Origin of the sequence: Neorhizobium sp. SOG26 (assembly GCF_003491345.1) — a bacterium.
Lineage (GTDB): Bacteria > Pseudomonadota > Alphaproteobacteria > Rhizobiales > Rhizobiaceae > Neorhizobium > Neorhizobium turbinariae.
Genome location: NZ_CP025512.1, coordinates 3,315,602 through 3,337,152 on the forward strand (window position 1 = coordinate 3,315,602; position 21,551 = coordinate 3,337,152).

At 62.1% G+C, this 21,551-nt stretch carries 23 protein-coding genes; 13 read left to right on the top strand and 10 right to left on the bottom strand.

The window, feature by feature from the left end; all coding sequences use genetic code 11:
* The first annotated feature begins 180 nt into the window (after nucleotides 1-180).
* On the top strand, nucleotides 181-1,164 hold the full coding sequence (mbfA, locus tag CYG48_RS16315; RefSeq protein WP_118851340.1) for an iron exporter MbfA: 984 nt from the start codon (nucleotides 181-183) through the stop codon (nucleotides 1,162-1,164).
* On the opposite strand, the gene CYG48_RS16320 is transcribed toward mbfA, so the two are convergent.
* The 3 genes from CYG48_RS16320 to CYG48_RS16330 all read right to left on the bottom strand — a co-directional run bounded on the left by CYG48_RS16320 (nucleotide 1,161) and on the right by CYG48_RS16330 (nucleotide 4,425).
* On the bottom strand, nucleotides 1,161-2,729 hold the full coding sequence (locus tag CYG48_RS16320; RefSeq protein ID WP_118851341.1) for a sensor histidine kinase: 1,569 nt from the start codon (nucleotides 2,727-2,729) through the stop codon (nucleotides 1,161-1,163). The genes mbfA and CYG48_RS16320 overlap by 4 nt on opposite strands.
* Before the next feature lie 148 nt (nucleotides 2,730-2,877).
* On the bottom strand, nucleotides 2,878-3,489 hold the full coding sequence (locus CYG48_RS16325) for a transglutaminase-like cysteine peptidase (RefSeq protein ID WP_118851342.1): 612 nt from the start codon (nucleotides 3,487-3,489) through the stop codon (nucleotides 2,878-2,880).
* 135 nt (nucleotides 3,490-3,624) lie between these two features.
* Nucleotides 3,625-4,425 (bottom strand): alpha/beta hydrolase, encoded by an 801-nt coding sequence (locus CYG48_RS16330; RefSeq protein WP_118851343.1) that lies wholly within the window; start codon nucleotides 4,423-4,425, stop codon nucleotides 3,625-3,627.
* A gap of 178 nt (nucleotides 4,426-4,603) precedes the next feature.
* Between CYG48_RS16330 and infC the strand changes: the two genes are divergently transcribed.
* The 6 genes from infC to CYG48_RS16360 all read left to right on the top strand — a co-directional run bounded on the left by infC (nucleotide 4,604) and on the right by CYG48_RS16360 (nucleotide 10,382).
* Nucleotides 4,604-5,140 (top strand): translation initiation factor IF-3, encoded by a 537-nt coding sequence (infC, locus tag CYG48_RS16335; RefSeq protein ID WP_118851712.1) that lies wholly within the window; start codon nucleotides 4,604-4,606, stop codon nucleotides 5,138-5,140.
* Nucleotides 5,141-5,337: 197 nt separating this feature from the next.
* Nucleotides 5,338-5,541, top strand: coding sequence for a 50S ribosomal protein L35 (rpmI, locus tag CYG48_RS16340; RefSeq protein ID WP_027487755.1), 204 nt, complete (start codon nucleotides 5,338-5,340; stop codon nucleotides 5,539-5,541).
* A 40-nt stretch (nucleotides 5,542-5,581) separates the two neighbouring features.
* Nucleotides 5,582-5,986, top strand: a complete 405-nt coding sequence (gene rplT / locus CYG48_RS16345) for a 50S ribosomal protein L20 (RefSeq protein ID WP_118851344.1) — start codon at nucleotides 5,582-5,584, stop codon at nucleotides 5,984-5,986.
* Nucleotides 5,987-6,113: 127 nt separating this feature from the next.
* A complete protein-coding gene (gene pheS / locus CYG48_RS16350; RefSeq protein ID WP_118851345.1) occupies nucleotides 6,114-7,196 on the top strand; it encodes a phenylalanine--tRNA ligase subunit alpha in 1,083 nt (360 codons plus the stop codon).
* Between the two features lie 13 nt (nucleotides 7,197-7,209).
* Nucleotides 7,210-9,645 carry a phenylalanine--tRNA ligase subunit beta gene (gene pheT / locus CYG48_RS16355; protein WP_118851346.1) on the top strand — a complete coding sequence of 812 codons (2,436 nt, stop codon included), beginning with the start codon at nucleotides 7,210-7,212 and terminating at the stop codon, nucleotides 9,643-9,645.
* Between the two features lie 116 nt (nucleotides 9,646-9,761).
* A complete protein-coding gene (locus tag CYG48_RS16360; RefSeq protein ID WP_245450357.1) occupies nucleotides 9,762-10,382 on the top strand; it encodes a hypothetical protein in 621 nt (206 codons plus the stop codon).
* 3 nt (nucleotides 10,383-10,385) lie between these two features.
* Here CYG48_RS16360 and CYG48_RS16365 read toward each other — a convergent pair whose 3' ends face one another.
* The 3 genes from CYG48_RS16365 to CYG48_RS16375 are packed head-to-tail and all read right to left on the bottom strand — an operon-like array spanning nucleotide 10,386 to nucleotide 12,647.
* Nucleotides 10,386-10,610 carry a DUF3072 domain-containing protein gene (locus CYG48_RS16365; protein WP_445304343.1) on the bottom strand — a complete coding sequence of 75 codons (225 nt, stop codon included), beginning with the start codon at nucleotides 10,608-10,610 and terminating at the stop codon, nucleotides 10,386-10,388.
* A 53-nt stretch (nucleotides 10,611-10,663) separates the two neighbouring features.
* The gene (locus CYG48_RS16370; RefSeq protein ID WP_118851348.1) at nucleotides 10,664-11,662 is read right to left on the bottom strand and encodes an aldo/keto reductase; all 999 of its coding nucleotides are present in this window, start codon (nucleotides 11,660-11,662) and stop codon (nucleotides 10,664-10,666) included.
* Between the two features lie 34 nt (nucleotides 11,663-11,696).
* A complete protein-coding gene (locus CYG48_RS16375) occupies nucleotides 11,697-12,647 on the bottom strand; it encodes an aldo/keto reductase (protein ID WP_118851349.1) in 951 nt (316 codons plus the stop codon).
* Nucleotides 12,648-12,840: 193 nt separating this feature from the next.
* On the opposite strand from CYG48_RS16375, the gene CYG48_RS16380 reads away from it, so the two are divergent.
* Complete coding sequence (locus tag CYG48_RS16380; protein WP_118851350.1) at nucleotides 12,841-13,827, top strand: Gfo/Idh/MocA family protein; 987 nt, start codon at nucleotides 12,841-12,843, stop codon at nucleotides 13,825-13,827.
* Here the strand turns inward: CYG48_RS16380 and CYG48_RS16385 are convergent.
* Both CYG48_RS16385 and CYG48_RS22565 read right to left on the bottom strand, forming a co-directional pair.
* Entirely contained in the window at nucleotides 13,824-14,189 is a 366-nt protein-coding gene (locus CYG48_RS16385; RefSeq protein ID WP_118851351.1) for a hypothetical protein, read from the bottom strand. The genes CYG48_RS16380 and CYG48_RS16385 overlap by 4 nt on opposite strands.
* Nucleotides 14,190-14,340: 151 nt before the next feature.
* Nucleotides 14,341-14,505: a hypothetical protein gene (locus tag CYG48_RS22565; RefSeq protein WP_199925163.1), complete on the bottom strand. Its 165-nt coding sequence runs from the start codon at nucleotides 14,503-14,505 to the stop codon at nucleotides 14,341-14,343.
* Nucleotides 14,506-14,678: 173 nt separating this feature from the next.
* On the opposite strand from CYG48_RS22565, the gene CYG48_RS16390 reads away from it, so the two are divergent.
* The 4 genes from CYG48_RS16390 to CYG48_RS16405 all read left to right on the top strand — a co-directional run bounded on the left by CYG48_RS16390 (nucleotide 14,679) and on the right by CYG48_RS16405 (nucleotide 17,739).
* Entirely contained in the window at nucleotides 14,679-15,032 is a 354-nt protein-coding gene (locus CYG48_RS16390; protein ID WP_118851714.1) for an ArsC family reductase, read from the top strand.
* A gap of 14 nt (nucleotides 15,033-15,046) precedes the next feature.
* Nucleotides 15,047-15,520, top strand: coding sequence for a Cys-tRNA(Pro) deacylase (gene ybaK / locus CYG48_RS16395; protein ID WP_118851352.1), 474 nt, complete (start codon nucleotides 15,047-15,049; stop codon nucleotides 15,518-15,520).
* Nucleotides 15,521-15,529: 9 nt separating this feature from the next.
* Nucleotides 15,530-16,417: an MBL fold metallo-hydrolase gene (locus CYG48_RS16400; protein ID WP_118851353.1), complete on the top strand. Its 888-nt coding sequence runs from the start codon at nucleotides 15,530-15,532 to the stop codon at nucleotides 16,415-16,417.
* Between the two features lie 68 nt (nucleotides 16,418-16,485).
* On the top strand, nucleotides 16,486-17,739 hold the full coding sequence (locus CYG48_RS16405) for an aminopeptidase (RefSeq protein ID WP_118851354.1): 1,254 nt from the start codon (nucleotides 16,486-16,488) through the stop codon (nucleotides 17,737-17,739).
* A 51-nt stretch (nucleotides 17,740-17,790) separates the two neighbouring features.
* Here the strand turns inward: CYG48_RS16405 and xseA are convergent, their stop codons facing one another.
* Nucleotides 17,791-19,398: an exodeoxyribonuclease VII large subunit gene (gene xseA / locus CYG48_RS16410; protein ID WP_118851355.1), complete on the bottom strand. Its 1,608-nt coding sequence runs from the start codon at nucleotides 19,396-19,398 to the stop codon at nucleotides 17,791-17,793.
* A gap of 222 nt (nucleotides 19,399-19,620) precedes the next feature.
* Between xseA and CYG48_RS16415 the strand changes: the two genes are divergently transcribed.
* Entirely contained in the window at nucleotides 19,621-19,884 is a 264-nt protein-coding gene (locus CYG48_RS16415) for a spike base protein, RCAP_Rcc01079 family (RefSeq protein WP_118851356.1), read from the top strand.
* 57 nt (nucleotides 19,885-19,941) lie between these two features.
* Here CYG48_RS16415 and guaA read toward each other — a convergent pair whose 3' ends face one another.
* Complete coding sequence (gene guaA / locus CYG48_RS16420) at nucleotides 19,942-21,519, bottom strand: glutamine-hydrolyzing GMP synthase (protein WP_118851357.1); 1,578 nt, start codon at nucleotides 21,517-21,519, stop codon at nucleotides 19,942-19,944.
* Nucleotides 21,520-21,551: the final 32 nt, after the last annotated feature.

Below are 21,551 nucleotides of genomic sequence, written 5' to 3' on the forward strand. Positions count from 1 at the left end.
ATCAATTCATTTCAGAATCGGCAAGAAGAAAAGTAGGAAAGTTACGCTGCACCGCAGCAACGCTTTCAAAATGTTGCGCCTGACGGCCGAGATGCAGAAAATTCGTTCCCACCGGAAACAGGACTTGAAACCATCGCCAGTTCGCTTAGTTTAGAATAATTCTAAGCTAGGTTATTGCGCATGTTTGGCCATCTGTTTCCCTCATCGAAGCGGTCCTTCGATACCCTTTCCGAAGAAGAAATCCTGGCGCTCGCGATTGGCGCGGAGGAGGAGGATGCGCGCATCTACCTCGCATATGCCGATGGGCTGCGAGCGCAGTATCCCGCCTCGGCCAAGGTGTTCGAGGACATGGCGGAGGTGGAGCAAACCCACAAGAACATGCTGATCGACATGTTCCGCTCCCGCTTCGGCGAGCGGATCCCGCTGATCCGGCGTGAGCATGTGCGGGGCTTCTACGAGCGCAAGCCCGACTGGCTGCGCAAGAACCTCTCGCTGGACGCCGTGCGCGGGCAGGTGGAGGCGATGGAGCGCCAGGCGGCACGCTTTTACGAGGAGGCGGCCAAGCGCGTTTCGGATGCCTCGACCCGGCAGTTGCTGGGCGATCTGGCGCTCGCGGAGCAGGGGCATGAGGACATCGCCCACATGCTGACCGACAAGCACCTGCCGGAGGATGTGAAGGCGGAGGAAAATGCCGATGAGCGGCGCCAGTTCATCCTGACCTATGTGCAGCCGGGCCTGGCGGGCCTGATGGATGGGTCGGTGTCCACGCTGGCGCCGATCTTCGCGGCAGCCTTTGCCACCGGCGATACCTGGTCCACCTTCCTGATCGGCCTGTCGGCGTCGGTCGGTGCCGGCATCTCCATGGGTTTCACCGAGGCGGCGCATGACGACGGCAAGATTTCCGGCCGCGGCTCACCGATCAAGCGAGGCCTAGCATCGGGCATCATGACCGCGCTCGGCGGCCTGGGGCACGCGCTGCCCTATCTCATCCCGCATTTCTGGATTGCCACCACCGTGGCCGCCATCGTGGTTTTCTTCGAGCTCTGGGCGATCGCCTTCATCCAGAACCGTTACATGGAGACACCCTTCCTGCGCGCCGTCTTCCAGGTGGTGTTCGGGGGATCGCTGGTGCTGGCCGCCGGCATCCTGATCGGAAACGGCTAGGCGGGCTCTTCCTCGTCCTGTCTCAGCGGTGCCGTCATCTCGAACACGGCGCCGCCATTGGTGAGGGTGGAGTATTCCCCGCCGATCTGCCTGACGAAACTTGCGATGAGGCGGCTGCCCATGCCGCCGCTCGCCTCGGCGGTCACGTCCATTCCCGGGCCATTGTCGCGGATGACGAGGCGGAAGTCGTCGCCGTCCTGGTGAAGCTCGACGCCGAGCCTGCCGTCGGTGCGGCCGGCAAAGGCATATTTGAAGGCGTTCGAAACCACCTCGTTGATGATCATCCCAAGCGGCAGCGCCTGTTCGCGGTCCACCGTCAGGGGCTCAAGCTTGAGCTCGATTGCGACGGGCAGGTCGTAGGACGAGGCAATCTCCCGCACCAGCCTCTCGGCATAAGGCGCAACCTCGACACGCTCGAACTGGTCGGTCCGGTAGATCTGTTCATGCACGGCGATCATCGCCGCGACCCGCCGCGACATGTCCTCCCGGGCCTCGACCGGCATCGGCTGCAGCCGGATGAGCGCGAGCACGGCCTGGAGATTGTTTTTCACCCTGTGATGGATCTCCCGCAGGAGGAAACGGTTGCGCTCCAGGGCCTCCTCGAGCGCCTCGTTGCGCGCAGCGGTGCGGTAAAGCAGGCGGTTGATCCATGCCGCGGCAAAGATCAGCACCGCCATCAGCGGCAAGATGATGACCGCATCGGACCAGAGGTTGCGCCAGAACTGGTCGAGCATTTCCTGGCGTTCGATGGCGGCAAGCGCGATCAGGGGTGCCCCGGAAACCTTCCAGAAGGCGACGATGCGGGCATGGCCATCGATCGGCGAAACTGCGCTGTGGTAGACGCCGTTGTCCTGCTCGCGGGTGAGCGGGAACCAGTCCGTGGTGCTGATATCGACGGCGCGCGCGGCAGCGGGGCGACGGGCGACAAGCCAGCCATCGTCACGAACGGCTGAAATGGTTGAGTCGGGTCCGAGGTCCAATGACGCCCAGAACCGGTCGAGGCTCTCGTTTGGGATGTTGATGCTGGCCACGCCGGCGAAGGTGTTGTTCCGGTCGATGCGCCGGGCGACGAGGAAAGACGGTTTGCCGGAGAATTCATCCATGAGCGCGCGTGAGAAGGCCAGTTCCTGCCCATCCCGCAGCATGGTGAAATAGGTTCGGTCGCTATGGTTGATCCCCGGTGCGACGGGCCCGCTGGAGAACACGACGCGACCGGTCTCATCCATGAGCGTGTACTGGAAACCATCCGGCATCTCGCCGACCGCACGCGTCAGTTCATCGGCATATTCATGGACTGACGCGATTGGCCGATCGGCGACTTCGGCCTCGATGCGCTGCAACGCCTGGTCGCTAGCCTCGATCATCCACTGCAGATGGGCTGCAACGACATGCGCGGAGGACAGGGCACGCGTTTCGCCATCGCGGAGGGCGGTGCGGTAGTTTTCCACCACGATGAAGGCAGCGACAGTCGTCAGGGCCGCCAGGAAAATGGCTGCCAGCCAGATCGGAAGGGCCGGGCGCGCCGCCCGCATCAGCTTTTGATCTGCCTTCGCCGGTTCAGCCACGCTTACGCATCACCCAGGTTCGAACTTGCTGCAAGCAACTTCGTAGCAGGAGAATGGAGGATAGGGAACAAACGGCAGGCAGGAGCGGAAAATAAAACGCCCGCAGCGTGACTGCGGGCGATCATTGTCGGACAAAACGACCGGGTTTTTATCGAAGCGCGCCAACCAGAAGGTCGCGGCCATCTTCGATGGAAACCCAGCGGCCGGTGTTGAACGTGGCCTGGCGCTTCAGGAAGGTATAGGTCGTCGCGTACCAGGGGCGCACTTCGTTATCGAGATTGTCGAGAACGAAATCACCCTCAGCGGTGCGCAGCGTCAGGATCGCATGGCCTTCGCCATCGGCCTTGCGGACGACCGTCATCAGCAGGTCGGAGAGGGAAAAGCCGCGCGCGGCAAGTTCGCGACGCTTCTGCAGCGCGAAATCTTCGCAGTCAGCAAAATTGACTGGATAGCTCCAGACCTCTTCGACGCCGTGGGCTTCCTTGTCGGTCTTGGCAATATAGCGTGCGTTGACGCTGCGATTGATGCGGCGGACGGTGGCCCAGTCCTTTTCGCTCATCCGGCGCGCCGGAGCCGGCTGGCTCTTGACCGCGCATTCGGCGGCATATTTCTGGCAGAACTCGTAGTGGCCGATCGGTTGCGACGTCACGGCGCCCGTGATCATTGCGGCCATTGGCCTCGGTGCCGGCACAGCGGTACTCACTGGCACCAATACGCTGACTAGGATCACGGCAAGCCGTGCCTGCAGAGCTTTCATCATGGACCCGTCCCTTAAAATCCTAACGAAACGTTAAGATTGGGTTCATGTGAGAGTCAATCTGTTGATTTCTGTTAACGACTCATAGCGAGCATTATGGTTAAGGCTGCTGCTTTTTGGTCTCAGCCCAAAATTTAATCATGCAATTATTAGGGCTGCGGCTGCGGCCTTAAGCTTTTCAAGGTCTTGCGGGCGCGAAAGCCGGTGGTCGCCGTCGCGGATGAGGGTGAGCACCACGTCATCGGCCGGCAGGAACTCGACGAGCTTCAGCGCGTGGGGATATGGAACGTCCGGATCCTGCATGCCCTGGAGGATGTGAACCGGGCAGCCGGTTTCGATGATCCCGGTCAGGACGATGTTGTTGCGGCCATCCTCCAGGAGCGCGCGGGTAAAGATGTTCGGCTCGGGGCTGTATTCCGAATGTTCTTCGAAATAGCCGCGCTCGGCGAGCGATTGGCGTTGCTCCGCCGTCAGGTGCGGTTCGACAAGTTCGGCAGTGAAATCGGGTGCGGGTGCGACGAGCACCATGCCGAGCACGTTGGGACCGCTTGCGCGCTGGCGCAGTTCCTGGACGAGTCGAAGTGCGACCCAGCCGCCCATGGACGAGCCGACGAGCAGGACGCTTTCGGCCTTGCTATCGTCAAGAACGGCAAGCGCCTCTTCCAGCCAGCGGGAGATGGTCCCGTCTTGAAAGGCGCCGCCGGATGCACCATGTCCGGAATAGTCAAACCGCAGGGCGCCAATGCCAAGTTCGGCGGCGAGCTTGTCAAGTTCGAGTGCCTTCGTGCCCGTCATGTCGGACCGGTATCCGCCGAGCCAGACAAGGGTTGGAGCATTCGGGCGGGTCGGCAGGCGATGGATCACCGCGATCTCGCGTGCAGCCGGTCCATTGCCGACCGTGATCCGTTTTTCGATGCTGTTCGTCGCCGCGTCTGTCATGGGTTTCCTCGCGTTTTGGCGCTTATAAAACAGATTCGATTGCCGATAACAGCAGGTGATTTTTTCATCTGCCTATGCTATTGACTTCGCGCAAGCGGTCACGACATTCCGCTCGGCCGCGGGCCGGGCGAGCTTAAGTCGTCGCTCGCGCCGGAGAAACTTCAAGGAGAATACGACCATTCGCAGACCATTCAAAGCCGATGCTCCCGTCAAAGAGGGGCCGCGCTCAAACAGGGAAATCCGCGTTCCCCGGGTCCAGCTTATCGATGCCGAAGGACAGAACCTCGGTGCAGTTCCGACCGACCAGGCTCTCCGCATGGCAGAAGAAGCCGGCCTCGATCTCGTCGAGATCTCGCCGAACAACGATCCGCCGGTATGCAAGATCCTTGATCTCGGTAAGCTGAAATATGCGAACCAGAAGAAGGCGGCCGAAGCTCGCAAGAAGCAGAAGATCGTCGAAATCAAAGAAATCAAGATGCGTCCCAACATCGACACCCATGACTATGAGGTGAAGATGAAGGCGATGAACCGTTTCTTCGAAGACGGCGACAAGGTGAAGGTGACGCTGAAGTTCCGCGGTCGTGAAATGGCCCACCAGGAACTCGGCATGAAGCTTCTGCTTCAGGTGAAGGACGATACGACCGAGATCGCCAAGGTGGAAGCAGAGCCCAAGCTCGAAGGCCGCCAGATGATGATGGTGCTGGCGCCGAAATAAGCGCCGCACTACCCCGTTTGCCACGGTTCGCCGCTTGGCAAAGCCGGTGTTCAATCAATCCTTCTTTTTCATTGCGCTTCCCGCAGACTGCGGTTATAAGCGCGCGTCCGAACGGTCCGGCAGGGCATGCCGTGGCCGTTCCAAATGCTTGAAACAGGCGTCGTCTGCCGGTTTCGATACAAATACGGAGTAGCAAAATGCCCAAGATGAAGACGAAATCGGCCGCCAAGAAGCGGTTCAAGGTAACGGCGACCGGTAAGGTCGTTGCAGCTGCTGCTGGCAAGCGCCACGGCATGATCAAGCGGTCCAACAAGTTCATCCGCGATGCTCGCGGTACGATGATCCTTGCCGAAGCAGACGGCAAGAAGGTTATCAAGAACTACCTGCCGAACGGTCTCTGAGACCTCTCGTCACTTTTGGATCAGTTAAGGAGATCATGACATGGCACGCGTAAAACGGGGCGTCACTTCCCGCGCCAAGCACACCAAGACCCTCAAGGCAGCCAAGGGCTTCTACGGCCGCCGCAAGAACACGATCCGCGCCGCAAAGGCTGCTGTTGATCGTTCGCGCCAGTTCGCTACCCGCGACCGTCGCGTCAAGAAGCGCAATTTCCGCGCCCTGTGGATCCAGCGTATCAACGCTGCTGTCCGCGAATCCGGCCTGACCTACGGCCGCTTCATCGACGGCCTCAACAAGGCTGGCATCGAAGTTGACCGCAAGGTTCTTTCCGACATGGCCATCCATGAGCCGGAAGCATTCGGCGCCCTGGTTGCTGCCTCCAAAAAGGCCCTTGAGTACCTCAAGGAAACCGGCACGGCCGGCGAGTTTGAAGGCGCGGTTCGCTAAGACCAGCGCTTCCCAGGCTCATTGAGCTTATAGAATTTTGGGAAACCCGCGCTGGCTTGGGCTGGCGCGGGTTTTTCGTTTACGGCATCCGCCTGAAATATCTCTCCGATCATCAACGGAAGACACCATGTCCGACCTGGAAAACCTGAAAACATCGCTGCTGGCCGAAATCGGCGCCGCCGGCGACGAAGCGGCGATCGAAGCCGTGCGCGTCGGCGCGCTTGGCAAGAAGGGCTCCGTTTCCGAGCTCCTGAAGACGCTCGGAACGATGACGCCGGAAGAGCGCCAGACCCGCGGGGCCGCAATCAACGCGCTGAAGAACGAAGTGACCGAAGCCATCAACGCCCGCAAGACGGTGCTGAAGGATGCGGCAATCGAAGCGCGGCTGAAGGCGGAAACGGTGGATGTTTCGCTGCCGGTGCGCTCGTCGCCCGCCGAGCGTGGCCGGATCCACCCGATCAGCCAGATCATCGACGAGATCACCGCCGTTTTCGCCGACATGGGTTTTTCGATTGCCGAAGGGCCGGATATCGAGACGGACTATTACAACTTCACGGCGCTGAACTTCCCGGAAGGTCACCCCGCCCGCGAAATGCACGACACCTTCTTCTTCCAGCCGGACGAAAAGGGTGAGCGCAAGGTGCTGCGCACGCATACCTCGCCGGTGCAGGTGCGCACCATGGAAGCGCAGGACCCGCCGATCCGCATCGTCATTCCGGGCAAGACCTACCGCCAGGATTCCGACGCCACCCACTCGCCGATGTTCCACCAGGTCGAAGGGCTCGTTGTCGACAAGAAGAGCCATGTCGGCCACATGCGATGGATCTTGGAAGAGTTCTGCAAGGCCTTCTTCGAGGTGCCGTCGGTGACGATGCGCTTCCGCCCGTCCTTCTTCCCGTTCACAGAGCCCAGCTTCGAGGTCGACATCCAGTGCGACCGCTCCGGCCCGATCGTCAAGTTCGGCGAAGGCAATGACTGGATGGAGATCCTTGGCTGCGGCATGGTTCATCCGAACGTGCTGCGCTCCGGCGGCCTTGACCCGGACGAGTACCAGGGCTTTGCGTGGGGCATGGGCCTCGACCGCATTGCCATGCTGAAATACGGCATGCCGGACCTGCGCGACTTCTTCAACGCCGATGTCCGCTGGATGAACCACTACGGCTTCCGCCCGCTCGACATGCCGACGCTGTTCGGCGGCCTGAGCCAGTAGGGGGAGAGAGACAATGAAATTCACGCTTTCCTGGCTCAAGGATCATCTTGAGACCGACGCAACGCTGGAAGAAATCTGCGAGCGCCTGACCGCGATCGGCCTTGAGGTCGAGGATGTCGACGACAAGTCGGCCTACAAGCCTTTCGTCATCGCCAAGGTCCTGTCGGCTGAAAAACATCCGGAGGCCGACCGGCTGAAGGTGCTGATGGTCGATGCCGGACCTGAGGTCAATGGGGGCAAGCCGCTGCAGATCGTTTGCGGTGCGCCAAATGCGCGTGCCGGTCTGGTTGGTGCCTTGGCGCGGCCGGGCACCTATGTTCCGGGCATCGACGTGACGCTTGCCGTCGGCAAGATCCGCGGCGTCGAAAGCCACGGCATGATGTGCTCGGAAAAGGAACTCGACATTTCCGAGGACCACAATGGCATCATCGACCTGCCCGCGGATGCACCGGTCGGCCAGTCCTTCGCGTCCTATGCCGGCCTTGATGATCCGGTCATCGAGATCAACCTGACGCCGAACCGCCCGGACTGCACCTCGATCTACGGTATCGCCCGAGACCTCGCCGCGTCCGGCCTGGGCACGCTGAAGCCGAAGGCCAAGCCGTCCTTCACCACGCAGGGCGAGACCTCCATTGGCATCACGCTTGATCTGGATGACGAGCGCCTGTGCCCGGCCTTTGGCCTGCGCCTCGTGCGAGGCGTCAAGAACGGCCCGAGCCCGGTCTGGATGCAGCAGCGGCTGAAGGCGATCGGCCTTCGTCCGATCAACGCGCTTGTCGACGTCACCAACTACATGACCTTCGACCAGGGTCGCCCGATGCACGTCTTCGACGCTGCCAAGGTGAAGGGCGACCTCACCGTGCGCCGCGCCAAGGATGGCGAGACGCTTTTGGCGCTCGACCAGCGCGAATACAAGCTCGGCCCGAACAACGTGGTCATCGCCGATGAAAATGGCGTCGAGTCGATCGGCGGCATCATGGGCGGCGAGCACTCCGGCTGTGATGAGAACACCACCGACGTGCTGATCGAATCGGCGCTGTGGGACCCGATCAACATCGCAAAGTCCGGCCGTGCCCTCGGCATCATCACGGATGCGCGCTACCGGTTCGAACGCGGCGTCGACCCGCAGTACATGCAGCCTGGCCTCGACCGCACAACCGAACTGGTCCTGGAACTGTGTGGCGGCACGCCGGCGGAAGCCAAGATCGTCGGCTACAAGGGATTTGAGCCGAAGGTCGTCGACTTTCCGTTCTCGGAGGTGAAGCGCCTGACGGGTCTGGAAGTCTCGACGCAGGAGAGCCGCACTATCCTCACCCGCCTCGGCTTCACCGTTGAGGGCGAGGGCGAACGGGTCTCGGTAAAGGTCCCGTCCTGGCGTCCCGACGTCGATGGCAAGGCCGACCTCGTTGAAGAAGTCATGCGCATCTATGGCGTTGACCAGATCAAGCCTGAGCCGATCGAGAAGCTGTCGGCGGTCAATGGCCGCATCCTGACGACGCTGCAGGTTCGCACCCGCACGGCCAAGCGCTCGCTTGCCGCGCGCGGCATGCTGGAAGCCGTCACCTGGTCGTTCATTTCCGAGGAGCAGGCCAAGCTCTTCGGCGGCGGTAGCGCAGCACTGAAGCTCGCGAACCCCATTGCCGCCGACATGTCCGACATGCGCCCCTCGCTTCTGCCGGGCCTTCTTACCGCAGCCCAGCGCAATGCCGACAAGGGTTACGGCGACGTCGCGATCTTCGAAGTCTCCGGCACCTATGAGACGGATACGCCGGAAGGCCAGCGTCGCGTCGCCGGCGGTGTACGTCGCGGCACGGCGTCGATCCACGGCGCGGGCCGCCTGTGGTCCAACAATGCCAAGGGCGGCGGCAAGCCGGTCGATGTCTTCGATGCCAAGGCCGATGCACTGGCCGTGGTGGAAGCCTGCGGCCTGCCGATGAGCAATGTGCAGGTCGAGCAGGGTGCGCCGTCCTGGTACCATCCGGGCCGCTCGGGTACGATCAAGATGGGGCCTAAGGTGGTGCTCGGTTATTTCGGTGAGTTCCATCCGAAGACGCTGGCGGCGCTCGATGTTTCCGGCGCGCTCTGCGGTTTCGAAGTTTATCTCGACGCGATGCCGGACCCGAAGAAGAAAGCAACCCGCACCAAGCCGGGCCTCGATCTTTCGGCTCTCCAGGCGGTGAAGCGCGACTTCGCCTTCGTGGTAGGAAGCGACGTTGAAGCCGGCGCGATCGTCAAGGCGGCCCTCACGGCCGACCGCAAGCTGATCACCGGCGTCAATGTCTTCGACGTGTTCGAAGGTGCGTCGCTTGGCGAAGGCAAGAAGTCGGTGGCGATCGAGGTCGTCATCCAGCCCGTCGAACGCACGCTGACGGACGAGGACTTCGAGGCGCTGACCGGCAAGATCGTTGCCAATGTCCAGAAGGCCACCGGCGGCACGCTGCGCGGCTGATTTCGGGTGGCGAGACCACTCTTCAAGAGCTAGCCTGCTTCTCTGGAAGCAGGCTTTTTTGTTTGTACGCGGGGCAGACGGCGGGGAAGCAACTGCAGCAGACGAGGGAGGTGGGTTTGCGCAAGCCAAATTCCATGAAGGGCCTGGAAGACCTCGGCCGTGTCCGGCTGTCTGAAAATTTCTTCTTTCGCGACTTCCTGCATTCGGAGATCGCCGACTTCTACCGCATCCCCAACGTTCCGGATGACCCCGATCTTACGATCGAGGCAGGGCGGCATCTGTGCGAGGAATTGCTGGAGCCCCTGCAGCGGACCTTCGGGCGGCTGCATATCCGCTCCGGCTATCGCTGCGCCGAGGTGAACGCCTTCGGCAACCGCAACAACCTGAACTGCTCGACCAATACGGCAACCGCGGCCGACCATATCTGGGACAGGCGCGATGCCAATGGCTGTATCGGCGCCACCGCCTGCGTCGTCGTGCCCTGGCTCATCGATCGTCACCGCGGGGAGGGCGACTGGCAGAAGATGGCCTGGTGGATCCACGACCACCTGCCCTATGCGTCGCTATGCTTTTTCCCGAAGCTCTGGGCCTTCAACATCCAGTGGCATGAAAGGCCGGCGCGGCGGATCATGAGTTATGTCGCGCCACGCGGCGTGCTGACCAAGCGCGGCATGGCCAACCACGAAGTTGACCATGCTGAGTTTTACGCGGGGTTTCCACCGCCGGCCGGCCGCTGACGCTCAGAGCTTCAGCTTGGCCTTCAGCGCGTCGATGCGCTTCGACGCTTCTGCCTTGGAAAGATTGTCGGCAAAGGCGTCCGGTTCGTGCGCCTGCTCCGTCAGCGTCTTCAGGTAGGAGGTCTGGGCGCCGGTCATCGGTTCGTCGCCGGTCACCCAGTCGTCCGGATCCTTTTCCGTGTTGGATTGATTGTCCGGATCGACTTTCGGGTTGTGCTGGTCTGTCATCATCTGCCTCTTCGCTTTGTTCTTCAAACGTTCACGTCGAGGCAAATGTTCCCTTACTTCTTGGGCGTCCAGGCCGCGGCCTGCGCGGCGTAACGCGCGCCGGAAAATTTTTCCGGGGCGAGCAGGTCGCCGAGGTTGGCAAGTTCCTCGGGTGACAGCGTGATGTCGGCGGCCGCGATGTTCTGTTCCAGATGCGGGATCTTGCGGGCGCCGGGGATGGGCACGATGAAATCGCCCTGGGCCAGAACCCAGGCAAGCGCCAGCTGCGCGGCGGTGACGCCCTTCTCAGCGGCCATGTCCTCCAGCAGCTTCACCAGCGCTGCATTGGCGGCCATGTTTTCCGCGCTGAAGCGGGGCAGGCCGGCGCGGAAGTCATCAGGTGCGATATCATCCGGCTTCTGGATCTTGCCGGTGAGGAAGCCGCGGCCAAGTGGGCTGAAGGGCACGAAGCCGATGTTGAGTTCGCGGCAGGTATCGAGGATCTCGCCTTCCGGATCTCGCGTCCAAAGCGAATATTCGCTCTGCAGCGCGGAAATCGGATGAACGGCATGGGCGCGGCGAATGGTGGCGGCGTCCGCTTCCGACAGGCCAAGCGCCCGCACCTTGCCTTCCTTCACGAGATCCGCCATGGCCCCAACCGTATCTTCGATCGGCACGTTCGGGTCGACGCGGTGCTGGTAGAAGAGGTCGATCACCTCGATGCCGAGGCGCTTCAACGAGGCTTCGGCCACCTCGCGCACATGCTCCGGCCGGCTGTCGAGGCCGGACATGGCGCGGCTGTCGGAGGCATTCGGGTCGATCTTGAAGCCGAACTTGGTGGCAATCACCACCTTGTCGCGGAAGGGCTTCAAGCCCTTGCCGACGAGCTCCTCGTTCTTGAACGGCCCGTAGACTTCCGCGGTATCGAAGAAGTTGACGCCGAGTTCGACCGCCCGATGCAGGGTGCGGATGGATTCCGCCTCGTCCTGACCGCCATAGGCATGGCTCATGCCCATGCAGCCGAGCCCGACCGCCGAAACCGTAAGTTCTTGTCCTAGCTGCCGCATCTTCATGGGAGGCTCCTTCAGGCTTTGTTATTCAGGATGGTCAGGCGCCGGCTTCGTTCAGCATCTTCATCTGGTCGTCGGAGAGCTTCAGGCTACCGGCGGCGATGATGGCATCGAGTTGGGCAGGGCTGGTGGCGCTGGCGATCGGTGCGGTGATGCCGCGCGACTGGATGAGCCAGGCAAGCGCAATCGAGGCCGGCTCTACATTCGTTTCGACGGCAATCTCGTCCAGTGCGGCAAGGATCCGGTAGCCTTTGTCGTTGAGGTAGGTGAGGGCGCGAGCGCCACGTGCCTTGCCTTCGGTATCGGCCTTGTCGCGGTACTTGCCGGTGAGGAAGCCGGAGGCGAGGCCGTAATAGTTGATGACGCCGATCTCTTGCCTGATGCACAGATCCGCGAGCGGCCCTTCGAAGCTGTCGCGGTCGTAGAGATTGTATTGCGGCTGGAGCACGTCGTAGCGCGGAAGGCCTGCCTTGGCGGCGGCATCAAAGCTTTCCTGCAACAGCTTGGCATCATAGTTGGAGCAGCCCATTGCGCGGATCTTGCCCTGCTCCTTCAGCTTGGCGAAGGCGCCTAGCGCTTCCTCGTGGGTCACCGTGTCGTCGGGCCAGTGCGCGAGGTAAAGGTCGATATGGTCGGTCTGCAGGCGGCGCAGCGAGTTGTCGACCTCCTCCAGGATCCACTTGGCCGAGAGATCCTTCTTTCCCTGGCCCATGTCGGAACCGACCTTGGTAACGATGATCGCCTCGTCGCGCGAGCGGCCGCTCCCCTTCAGCCACTTGCCGATGATGGTCTCCGACTCGCCGCCTTGGTGGCCCGGGACCCAGCGGGAATAGGAGTCCGCCGTATCCAGCGTGTTGAAGCCGGCGTCGAAGAAACGATCGAGAACCGCAAACGAAGTCTTTTCATCCGCCGTCCAGCCGAAGACGTTGCAGCCGAGCACAACAGGCGAAATGGATAGGCCGGTACGGCCGAGCGGGCGCAATTCCATTGATCTTTCTCCCAAAGTCTTAGGTCAGCGGATGAATCGTCCAAATGAAGGAAGGTGAGATTAGCCGAAGCGTCGTTGGCGGCCAGCAGCAATTTCGCGTGGGGACGCATTTTTTCAAGCCTTGCCCGCGGCCTCCGTTGCGCCACCTGGACCTCCCCAATAAGGTGCCGACGCAAAATCAAGGGAGAAGTTCATGCTGCGTTTCGGAATTCTGTCGACTGCCAAGATTGGCCATGAGCAGGTTGTGCCGGCGATCCAGGACGCCGAAAACTGCGTCGTCACCGCCTTCGCAAGTCGCGACCTCGGCAAGGCCCGCAAGCTGGCGGATCGTTTCGGCGCGCCGCATGCATTCGGCTCCTATGAGGAGATGCTGGCGTCTGACGTGATCGACGCGGTCTATATTCCGCTGCCGACGAGCCAGCATGTCGAATGGTCGATCAAGGCGGCCGAGGCAGGCAAGCATGTGCTTTCCGAAAAGCCGATCGCGCTGAACGCGGGCCAGATCGAGGAACTGATCAAGGTGCGCGACCGCACCGGCAAGCTCATCACCGAAGCCTTCATGGTGACCTATTCGCCGGTCTGGCTGAAGGTGCGCGAACTGTTGCGGGAAAAGGCGATCGGCGAACTGAAGCACGTGCAGGGCGCCTTCACCTATTTCAACCGCGACCCCTCCAACATGCGCAACATCCCGGAACTTGGTGGCGGCGCGCTGCCGGACATCGGCGTTTATCCCACCATCGTCACCCGTTTTGCGACGGAAGCCGAGCCGCAGCGCGTGCAGGCCGAGGTTGAGCGTGATCCCACCTTCGGCACCGACATCTTCTCCAACGTGAAGGCAGATTTTGGTTCGTTCAAGCTTACCTTCTACATTGCCACCCAGATGGCAGCGCGGCAGATCATGGTCTTCCACGGGACCGAAGGCTACATCGAGGTGAAGTCGCCGTTCAACGCCGTGCGCTGGGGTGCCGAGGAGATCGAGGTGACCAACCAGAACCACGGAGAGTCGCAGATCTTCCGCTTCCAGGACAGCCGCCAGTACAAGCGTCAGGCCGAAGCGTTTGCCCGTGCAACGCAGGGCGAGGCGGTGGAATTCGTGACGCTCGAAAACTCGCTGAAGAACCAGCGTTTCATCGACGCTATCTACCGCGCCGGCGAACACGGCGGCTGGGAAGAAATCTAGCGGGCGCGACGGCGCAGGCGGAGATAACCGAGCAGCCAGAACAGGAGTGCCGCCACCCATGAGAGGGAAAGGTGCAGCAGCGGCTGCACCTGCGGGGCCCGTGTTGCAAGCAGCGCAAACAGGCTGAAGCTCAGCAGCAGGCTGACACCGACAAGCGGCCGCAGTCCGGGAGGGGAGGGTGGCACATCAGATGGACGCGTAACGCGCAGGATGATGGCGCAAACGGCAATGGCGCCGCCGAGCGAAAGCAGGCGGGCGACAAGCGGCCCGAAGCCGAAGACCGTGATGAGGATGTGCAGAAGCACCGCGTCGAGAGCGATAAGCAGAAGGCTCAGGATGATGATGCGCGGGCGCAGAAGCACGGGAAATGGGCCAGCCGTTGATCGCAGGATAGGCCCACGATGCGCTGCAGCCGGTTAAACCGGCGTTAAGCAGCAAGATGTCGGCAGCTGTCGACCTCGGCCCGGCTGAGACAGGCAGACTGCTGTCCCAGCGTCATGCATAGTGTTGGCTTTAGAGGATCCGGTTGAACGCGTCGCGGTCGATGCCGAGCGTTTCCAGGTCGCGGCCAGCCGGGCGGCGGCGGTTTTCAACGGCAGCCGAAACGGCGATTGCAGCGCCAACAACGGCGAATGCACGGGTAAAGCTGTTGCCACGCTTCTTGGTATTGATAGACATGTTCTCGTCTCCTTCTCGTTGTACTGAATATGGTGAGCAGGTGGTTATTGTGCAACGCACAAGGGAGCACGGGAGCCATGCAGATGCGGCATATCATCGGCGAGTTCCGAACCGTGGCTTGCACATTTCGTCCGCATGTTGCTATCGCTGAACGACCACTCCTGGAGTTCCCGATGACGGTCACGATCTACGGTATCAAGAACTGCGACACGATGAAGAAGGCGCGCGCCTGGCTTGATGAGCGCGGCATCGAATACAGCTTCCACGACTACAAGGCGCATGGCATCGACCGGGCGCATCTGGAGACCTGGACGGAACGCGCAAACTGGGAAACGGCGCTGAACCGCGCGGGCACGACCTTCAAGAAGCTGGAAGATGCTGCAAAGGCGGATCTCGATCGCGAGAAAGCGATCGAGCTGATGCTGGCCCAGCCGTCGATGATCAAGCGGCCGGTGCTCGAGGCGGACGGCAAGCTTTTGATCGGCTTCAAGCCCGACCTTTACGAAGAGGCTTTTGCCGCAGTCTAACCCCGGTTGCTCCCATGTCAAAAACCACTCGTGCCACCCAGGCGCTGCAAAAGGCGGGCGTCTCCTTCACCACCGTCACCTATGATTACGATCCGGACGCCGACCGGATCGGACTGGCTGCGGCCGAGGCGATTGGCGAAAGTCCATCACGGGTGCTGAAGACGCTGATGGCAGAAGTCGATGGCAAGCCCGTCTGTGTTGTCGTGCCGTCTGACCGCGAGGTTTCGATGAAGAAGCTTGCGGCGGGCTTTGGTGGCAAGTCGGCGCATATGATGAAGCCGGCCGATGCCGAGCGTGCCACGGGCTACCATGTCGGCGGCATCAGCCCGTTCGGGCAGAAGAAGACGGTGCCGACAGCAATCGAGATCACCGCGCTCGAAGAAGCTTACGTTTACATCAACGGCGGCCAGCGCGGCCTGCAGATCCGCGTTGATCCGCGCAAGGCGCAGGAAGCCTTGCGCGCCGTTGCCGCTGCACTGGTTACGTGAGGTGATCCGATGCCGGACATGACTGCGACGCTGCGCATCCTTGAGCCCCAACCCGGCATCTTCGCCTATTACGATGGGCGGATTGACGGCAAGCGCCTGCATGATGCCGCGCCGAACTGGCTTGACGACGGCGCCTATTCGCTGGGCGTGGCGTCCTATGCGTTGGTCGATGGGGATGAGGCGCTGGTCTACGACACGCATATCTCGCTCGACCATGCCCGAGCCATCCGGGCGCATTTGGAAGGCGTGGGCGTCAAGCGGATCCGCGTTGTGCTCAGCCACTGGCACAAGGACCACATTGCCGGCAACGCGGTCTTTGCCGATTGCGAAATCATCGCGCTGAAGCTGACGGCCGAACGAATGGCCGAGAACCGGGCGAAGATCGAGACGGCCAACCCGCCGATCAACCCGGTGGTGATGCCAACCACGACCGTCGAAAACCGGCTCGAGCTCACCCTTGGCAGCCGCAGGGTGGAGCTTCACCATTTCGCCATTCATAGCGCCGATGGCAACGTGATCTGGCTGCCGGAGGAAAAGCTGCTGCTGGCCGGGGATACGCTGGAAGACACCGTCACTTACATTTCCGAAGCAGGCGAGATCGCGACTCACCAGGCCGAACTTGCCCGCATGCGGACGTGGCCGATCGAGAAGATCCTGCCCGCGCACGGCGATCCGGACCGCATCGCCTCCGGTGGCTATGATGCAAGCCTCATTGACGCCAACCTCGCCTATCTTGAAGCGATGACCGCCGCAGCCGCTTCCGGCCAGGAGATCGACCCGTCGCTGAAGGCATTCGTGGGCGAGGAGATCGCACGCGGATCGGTGACCTATTTCGAGCCCTATGAAGCGGTTCACACAAGCAATATCGCAGCCGTTAAAACGGCAGCGAAAGGCTGAGCGGACTTCAATTCCGCCGCAAACCTCTCTAAGTCTGGCGTGATACAGCCAAACATTTGAGGTCCACCATGACAATCGTGCCGAACTTTCAAACCGCCGTCGATCCGCAGAAGCTCGACAAGCTGGCCGAAGTGGCCGTGAAGGTAGGCCTGAGGCTCGAGCAGGGACAGGACCTCGTGATAACGGCGCCGATCGCGGCGCTGCCGCTTGTGCGCCTGATCACCAAGCATGCCTATATCGCCGGCGCGGGCATCGTCTCGACCTTCTATTCCGACGAAGAAACCACGCTTGCCCGCTACCAGCACGCGCCGGACGGCAGCTTCGACAAGGCCTCCGACTGGCTCTACGAGGGCATGGCTAAGGCTTATGCCAATGGCGCGGCGCGCCTTGCGATCGCCGGCGACAACCCGATGCTGCTGTCCGGGCAGGACCCGGCAAAGGTGGCGCGCGCCAACAAGGCCAATTCCATGGCCTACAAGCCGGCGCTGGAAAAGATCGCCAACTTCGACATCAACTGGAACATCATCTCCTATCCGAACCCGTCCTGGGCGCGGCAGGTATTCCCGGACGTTCCCGAAGACGTCGCGGTCGGCAAGCTTGCCGATGCCATCTTTGCCGCGTCGCGCGTCGATGTCGCCGATCCGATTGGCGCCTGGGCCGAGCACAACGCCAACCTGAAGAAGCGGTCGACCTGGCTCAATGGCGAGCGCTTCTCGGCGCTGCACTTCACCGGTCCCGGCACCGACCTGACGGTGGGGCTGGCCGAAGGCCATGAATGGCATGGGGGCGCCTCGACCGCCAAGAACGGCATTACCTGCAACCCGAACATCCCGACGGAAGAAGTCTTCACCACGCCGCATGCGCTGAAGGTGGAAGGCCATGTCTCCAGCACCAAGCCGCTCTCGCACCAGGGCACGCTGATCGACAACATCCAGGTGAAGTTCGAAGGCGGCCGCATCGTCGAAGCGAAAGCCAGCCGCGGCGAGGAAGTGCTCAACAAGGTGCTCGACACCGACGAGGGTGCAAGGCGGCTGGGCGAAGTGGCGCTGGTGCCGCATTCCTCGCCGATCTCCAAGAGCGGCATCCTGTTCTACAACACACTGTTTGATGAAAACGCCTCCTGTCACATCGCGCTCGGCCAGTGCTATTCGAAGTGCTTCCTTGATGGCGCATCTCTCAGCCAGGAACAGATCAAGGCGCAGGGCGGCAATTCCAGCCTCATCCACATCGACTGGATGATCGGCTCGGACAAGGTTGACATCGACGGCATCCGCGCCGACGGATCGAGTGTGCCGGTCATGCGCAACGGCGAATGGGCTTAAAGCCGTTTTTGGCGCGAAATTAGCTAACGAGGCAGGGCCGAGCGTCCTGCCTCAGAACAAGCTGCCTTGTTTCGGGGGATCGGCAGGCGGTTCGGCTTTCGTTGCTGGGCGGCGTTTGGGCTCGGGTCCCGGGCGCTTGTCCACCTCCGGTGCGCCTTCTCCTGTCACCGCTGCGACGCGGCCATCGGCGAACTGGATGCTGATGGCGCGTCCGGCATCGACATCGGCGGCGCGCGTCAGCGGCTTGTCGTCCTCGCCGCGAATGACGGCGTAGCCACGCTTCAAGACGTTGGTATAGGCGAGCGACTGCAGGACGCGATCCTGCGCCATCACGTTGGCGCGGCTGCGGCTCAGCGCATGGCGGATCGCGGTATCGGAATGGCGGGAGAGCGACGTGAGATGCTGGCGTTCCCGCTGCAGATGCCCGGCAAGGCGCGCCGGAAGGGCCGCAAGCTTGGCGGCAGCGGTATCGACGCGGTTCTGGCCCTTCAGCAATTGCCGCTCCAGGCACCGCTCGCTGCGGGTCAATCTGTCAGCAAGCGCTTGACGCTGCTGGGCAAGCCGGTTGGTGAGAAGCTCCAGGCGCAGGCCGGAAGAAGATCGCTCCAGCGCCCGACGTTTCACCACCGTCGTGCGCTCCAGGCCGCGACCCAGGCCGGCGGACGCCTCATCGAAGCGGCGGCGCGGCAGCGCCAGCAACTGGTCCAGCGATGGCAGGGCGCGCATCAGCGCGCGCACCGTTTGGCGACGGTGGTCCATATGGCGGCTGGAGCAGTGCCGCAGCCGGGCGGTCAGGTTGGCGATCTGGGCGTCGAGATCCGCCTTCACCGGCACGGCCATTTCGGCGGCACCCGTCGGGGTCGGCGCACGCACGTCGGCCGCATGGTCGATCAGCGTCCAGTCGGTCTCGTGGCCGACGGCGGAGATTAACGGGATCTGGCTTTCAGCCGCGGCGCGAACCACGGCCTCGTCGTTGAAGCTCCAGAGATCCTCCAGGCTGCCGCCGCCGCGCGCAATGATCAGCACGTCGGGTCGGGGAATCGGACCATTGGCCTCGAATGTATTGAAGCCGCGAATGGCGGCCGCCACCTCGTCACCCGATCCTTCGCCCTGCACCTTGACCGGCCACACGACCACGTGCACCGGGAAGCGGTCCGAGATGCGATGCAGGATATCGCGAATGACGGCGCCGGTCGGCGAGGTCACGACGCCAATCACATGCGGCAGATAGGGCAGGGGCCGCTTGCGCGCCTGGTCGAACAGGCCCTCGGCACCCAGCCGCCGGCGGCGCTCCTCGATCAAAGCCATCAGCGCGCCGGCGCCCGCAGGCTCCATGTTCTCGATGACGATCTGGTATTTCGACGATCCGGGGAAGGTGGTCACCTTGCCCGTGGCGATGACTTCCATGCCCTCTTCAGGACGAAAACGCAGGCGCGGAAAGGTCCCCTTCCAGATCACTGCATCAATGCGAGCCCGGTCGTCCTTCAGCGAGAAATAGGCATGGCCGGAGGAATGCTGGCCGCGATAACCGGAGATTTCGCCGCGCACCCGCACGTGGTCAAAAGCGTTCTCGACCGTGCGCTTGATCGAGCCCGACAATTCCGACACCGAAAACTCGGTGAGGTTCGACTGGGAATCAGGGGCCGGGAATGGGGTCATCCTGTCTTTCTAAAGCAAGCGGCCCGGAAATTCATCATCTCTCGCCGGCGGGCACGTGGACGTTCTTGGGAAGTCAGAAAATGGAAGTGCAGGTTAAGCCATTCAAGATGCGCGCAGATTTCTTGATGGTTTGCCGTGGAAGGGGCTTTTGGCCGCTTGTTTTTCCACAGCTATGGGCCGTGGCGGAGAATGGCGCGACGTTCAAACCAAGGAGAACCTGCCATGCCCGATCGTTTTGCCAATACCCAGCCTTCCCTGTCCGGTCCCGCCGCGTCCGGATTTGCCGTAACGCCCAATGACGCAACCGACCTGCCGGAGACGACGCGGGCTCTTTATGTCGGGATAGGCGGCAACATGGCGGTGCGCATGTTGTCTGGCGAGACGCTGACGCTCTCGAACCTTTCGGCAGGAAGCCTGCTGCCGCTGCGCGTTACGCGCGTGATGTCGAGCGGCACGACGGCATCCGCCATCATCGGCCTGGTCTAGCCGGTATTGATATTCCGGAGCCGGATGGGTGATCCGGCTCCGGAAGCCTTGTTCAGACTATTCCCACTCGATCGTGCCCGGCGGCTTCGACGTGACGTCGTAGACAACGCGGTTGATGCCACGTACCTCGTTGATGATGCGGGTGGCCGTGCGGCCGAGGAAGTTCATGTCATAGGGGTAGAAGTCGGCGGTCATGCCGTCGACCGAGGTCACGGCGCGCAGCGCGCAGACGAAGTCATAGGTGCGATAATCGCCCATGACGCCGACGGTCTGCACCGGCAACAGCACGGCAAAGGCCTGCCAGATCGTGTCGTAGAGGCCAGCCTTGCGAATCTCTTCGAGATAGATCGCGTCTGCCTTGCGCAGGATGTCGAGCTTTTCGCGGGTGACCGCGCCGGGGCAGCGGATCGCGAGGCCGGGACCCGGGAACGGGTGGCGGCCAATGAAGCTTTCCGGCAGGCCAAGTTCGCGGCCAAGCGCACGGACTTCGTCCTTGAAGAGCTCGCGCAGCGGCTCGACGAGCTGCATGTTCATGCGCTCGGGCAGGCCGCCAACATTGTGGTGGCTCTTGATGGTGACCGACGGGCCGCCGGAGAAGGAAACGCTTTCGATGACGTCCGGGTAAAGTGTGCCCTGCGCCAGGAATTTCGGGGCACCCTTGCCGTCTTCGGCAATCTTCGAGGCCTCGGCGTCGAAGACCTCGATGAACAGGCGACCGATCGTCTTGCGCTTGACTTCCGGATCGGTGACGCCGGCAAGTTCGGTGAGGAACAGGTCGGACGCGTCGACATGCACGAGTGGGATGTTGTAGTTGTCGCGGAACATGCCGACAACCTGCTCGCTCTCGCCTTGGCGCATCAAGCCGTGGTCGACATAGATGCAGGTCAGCTGGTCGCCGATCGCTTCGTGGATCAGCACGGCTGCAACGGAGGAGTCGACCCCGCCGGACAGGCCGCAGATGACGCGCTCGGAGCCGACCTGCTCGCGGATCTTGCGGATAATCTCCGCCCGATAGGCTGCCATGGTCCAGTCGGACTTCAGCCCGACGATCTTGTGCACGAAGTTGGAGAGCAGCTTGGCGCCATCCGGCGTGTGAACCACTTCCGGGTGGAACATCGTCGTGTAGTAGCGGCGGCTTTCGTCGGCGGCGATCGCAAAGGGTGCGTTCTCCGACGTCGCGATGACCTCGAACCCTTCCGGCAGCTGCGTGACGCGGTCGCCGTGGCTCATCCAGACGGGGTAACGTCCGCCTTCTTCCCAGAAGCCTTCAAACAGCGGGCTTGCCTTCTTCACCTCAAGATCGGCGCGACCGAACTCGGCAGCATGGCCACCTTCAACGACGCCGCCCAACTGGGTGCAGAGCGTCTGCTGGCCGTAGCAGATGCCAAGGATCGGCACGCCGCTGTCGATCACCGCCTGCGGAGCGCGCGGGCTGCCTTCCGCCGTGACCGAGGCCGGGCCGCCGGAAAAGATCACGCCCTTGGGGCTCAGCTTCTCGAACGCTGCGGCAGCACTCTGGAAGGGATGGATTTCGCAATAGACCCCGGCTTCGCGAATACGGCGCGCAATCAACTGCGTCACCTGGCTGCCGAAATCGATGATGAGAATGCTGTCGGGATGAGCTATCTGGGTCATGCCGAGCCTTTAAAGAAATCTTGGATTTTGTG

Bases quoted from the DNA above. Each gene is read 5' to 3' on its own strand.
- CYG48_RS16375 (WP_118851349.1), bottom strand. From the start codon at position 12,647: ATGGAATTGCGCCCGCTCGGCCGTACCGGCCTATCCATTTCGCCTGTT.
- xseA (WP_118851355.1), bottom strand. From the start codon at position 19,398: ATGACCCCATTCCCGGCCCCTGATTCCCAGTCGAACCTCACCGAGTTT.
- CYG48_RS16390 (WP_118851714.1), top strand. From the start codon at position 14,679: ATGACGGTCACGATCTACGGTATCAAGAACTGCGACACGATGAAGAAG.
- CYG48_RS16330 (WP_118851343.1), bottom strand. From the start codon at position 4,425: ATGACAGACGCGGCGACGAACAGCATCGAAAAACGGATCACGGTCGGC.
- CYG48_RS16380 (WP_118851350.1), top strand. From the start codon at position 12,841: ATGCTGCGTTTCGGAATTCTGTCGACTGCCAAGATTGGCCATGAGCAG.
- CYG48_RS22565 (WP_199925163.1), bottom strand. From the start codon at position 14,505: ATGTCTATCAATACCAAGAAGCGTGGCAACAGCTTTACCCGTGCATTC.
- mbfA (WP_118851340.1), top strand. From the start codon at position 181: ATGTTTGGCCATCTGTTTCCCTCATCGAAGCGGTCCTTCGATACCCTT.
- rplT (WP_118851344.1), top strand. From the start codon at position 5,582: ATGGCACGCGTAAAACGGGGCGTCACTTCCCGCGCCAAGCACACCAAG.
- guaA (WP_118851357.1), bottom strand. From the start codon at position 21,519: ATGACCCAGATAGCTCATCCCGACAGCATTCTCATCATCGATTTCGGC.
- pheS (WP_118851345.1), top strand. From the start codon at position 6,114: ATGTCCGACCTGGAAAACCTGAAAACATCGCTGCTGGCCGAAATCGGC.
- CYG48_RS16405 (WP_118851354.1), top strand. From the start codon at position 16,486: ATGACAATCGTGCCGAACTTTCAAACCGCCGTCGATCCGCAGAAGCTC.
- ybaK (WP_118851352.1), top strand. From the start codon at position 15,047: ATGTCAAAAACCACTCGTGCCACCCAGGCGCTGCAAAAGGCGGGCGTC.
- CYG48_RS16325 (WP_118851342.1), bottom strand. From the start codon at position 3,489: ATGATGAAAGCTCTGCAGGCACGGCTTGCCGTGATCCTAGTCAGCGTA.
- CYG48_RS16370 (WP_118851348.1), bottom strand. From the start codon at position 11,662: ATGAAGATGCGGCAGCTAGGACAAGAACTTACGGTTTCGGCGGTCGGG.
- CYG48_RS16415 (WP_118851356.1), top strand. From the start codon at position 19,621: ATGCCCGATCGTTTTGCCAATACCCAGCCTTCCCTGTCCGGTCCCGCC.
- CYG48_RS16400 (WP_118851353.1), top strand. From the start codon at position 15,530: ATGCCGGACATGACTGCGACGCTGCGCATCCTTGAGCCCCAACCCGGC.
- CYG48_RS16365 (WP_445304343.1), bottom strand. From the start codon at position 10,610: ATGACAGACCAGCACAACCCGAAAGTCGATCCGGACAATCAATCCAAC.
- pheT (WP_118851346.1), top strand. From the start codon at position 7,210: ATGAAATTCACGCTTTCCTGGCTCAAGGATCATCTTGAGACCGACGCA.
- rpmI (WP_027487755.1), top strand. From the start codon at position 5,338: ATGCCCAAGATGAAGACGAAATCGGCCGCCAAGAAGCGGTTCAAGGTA.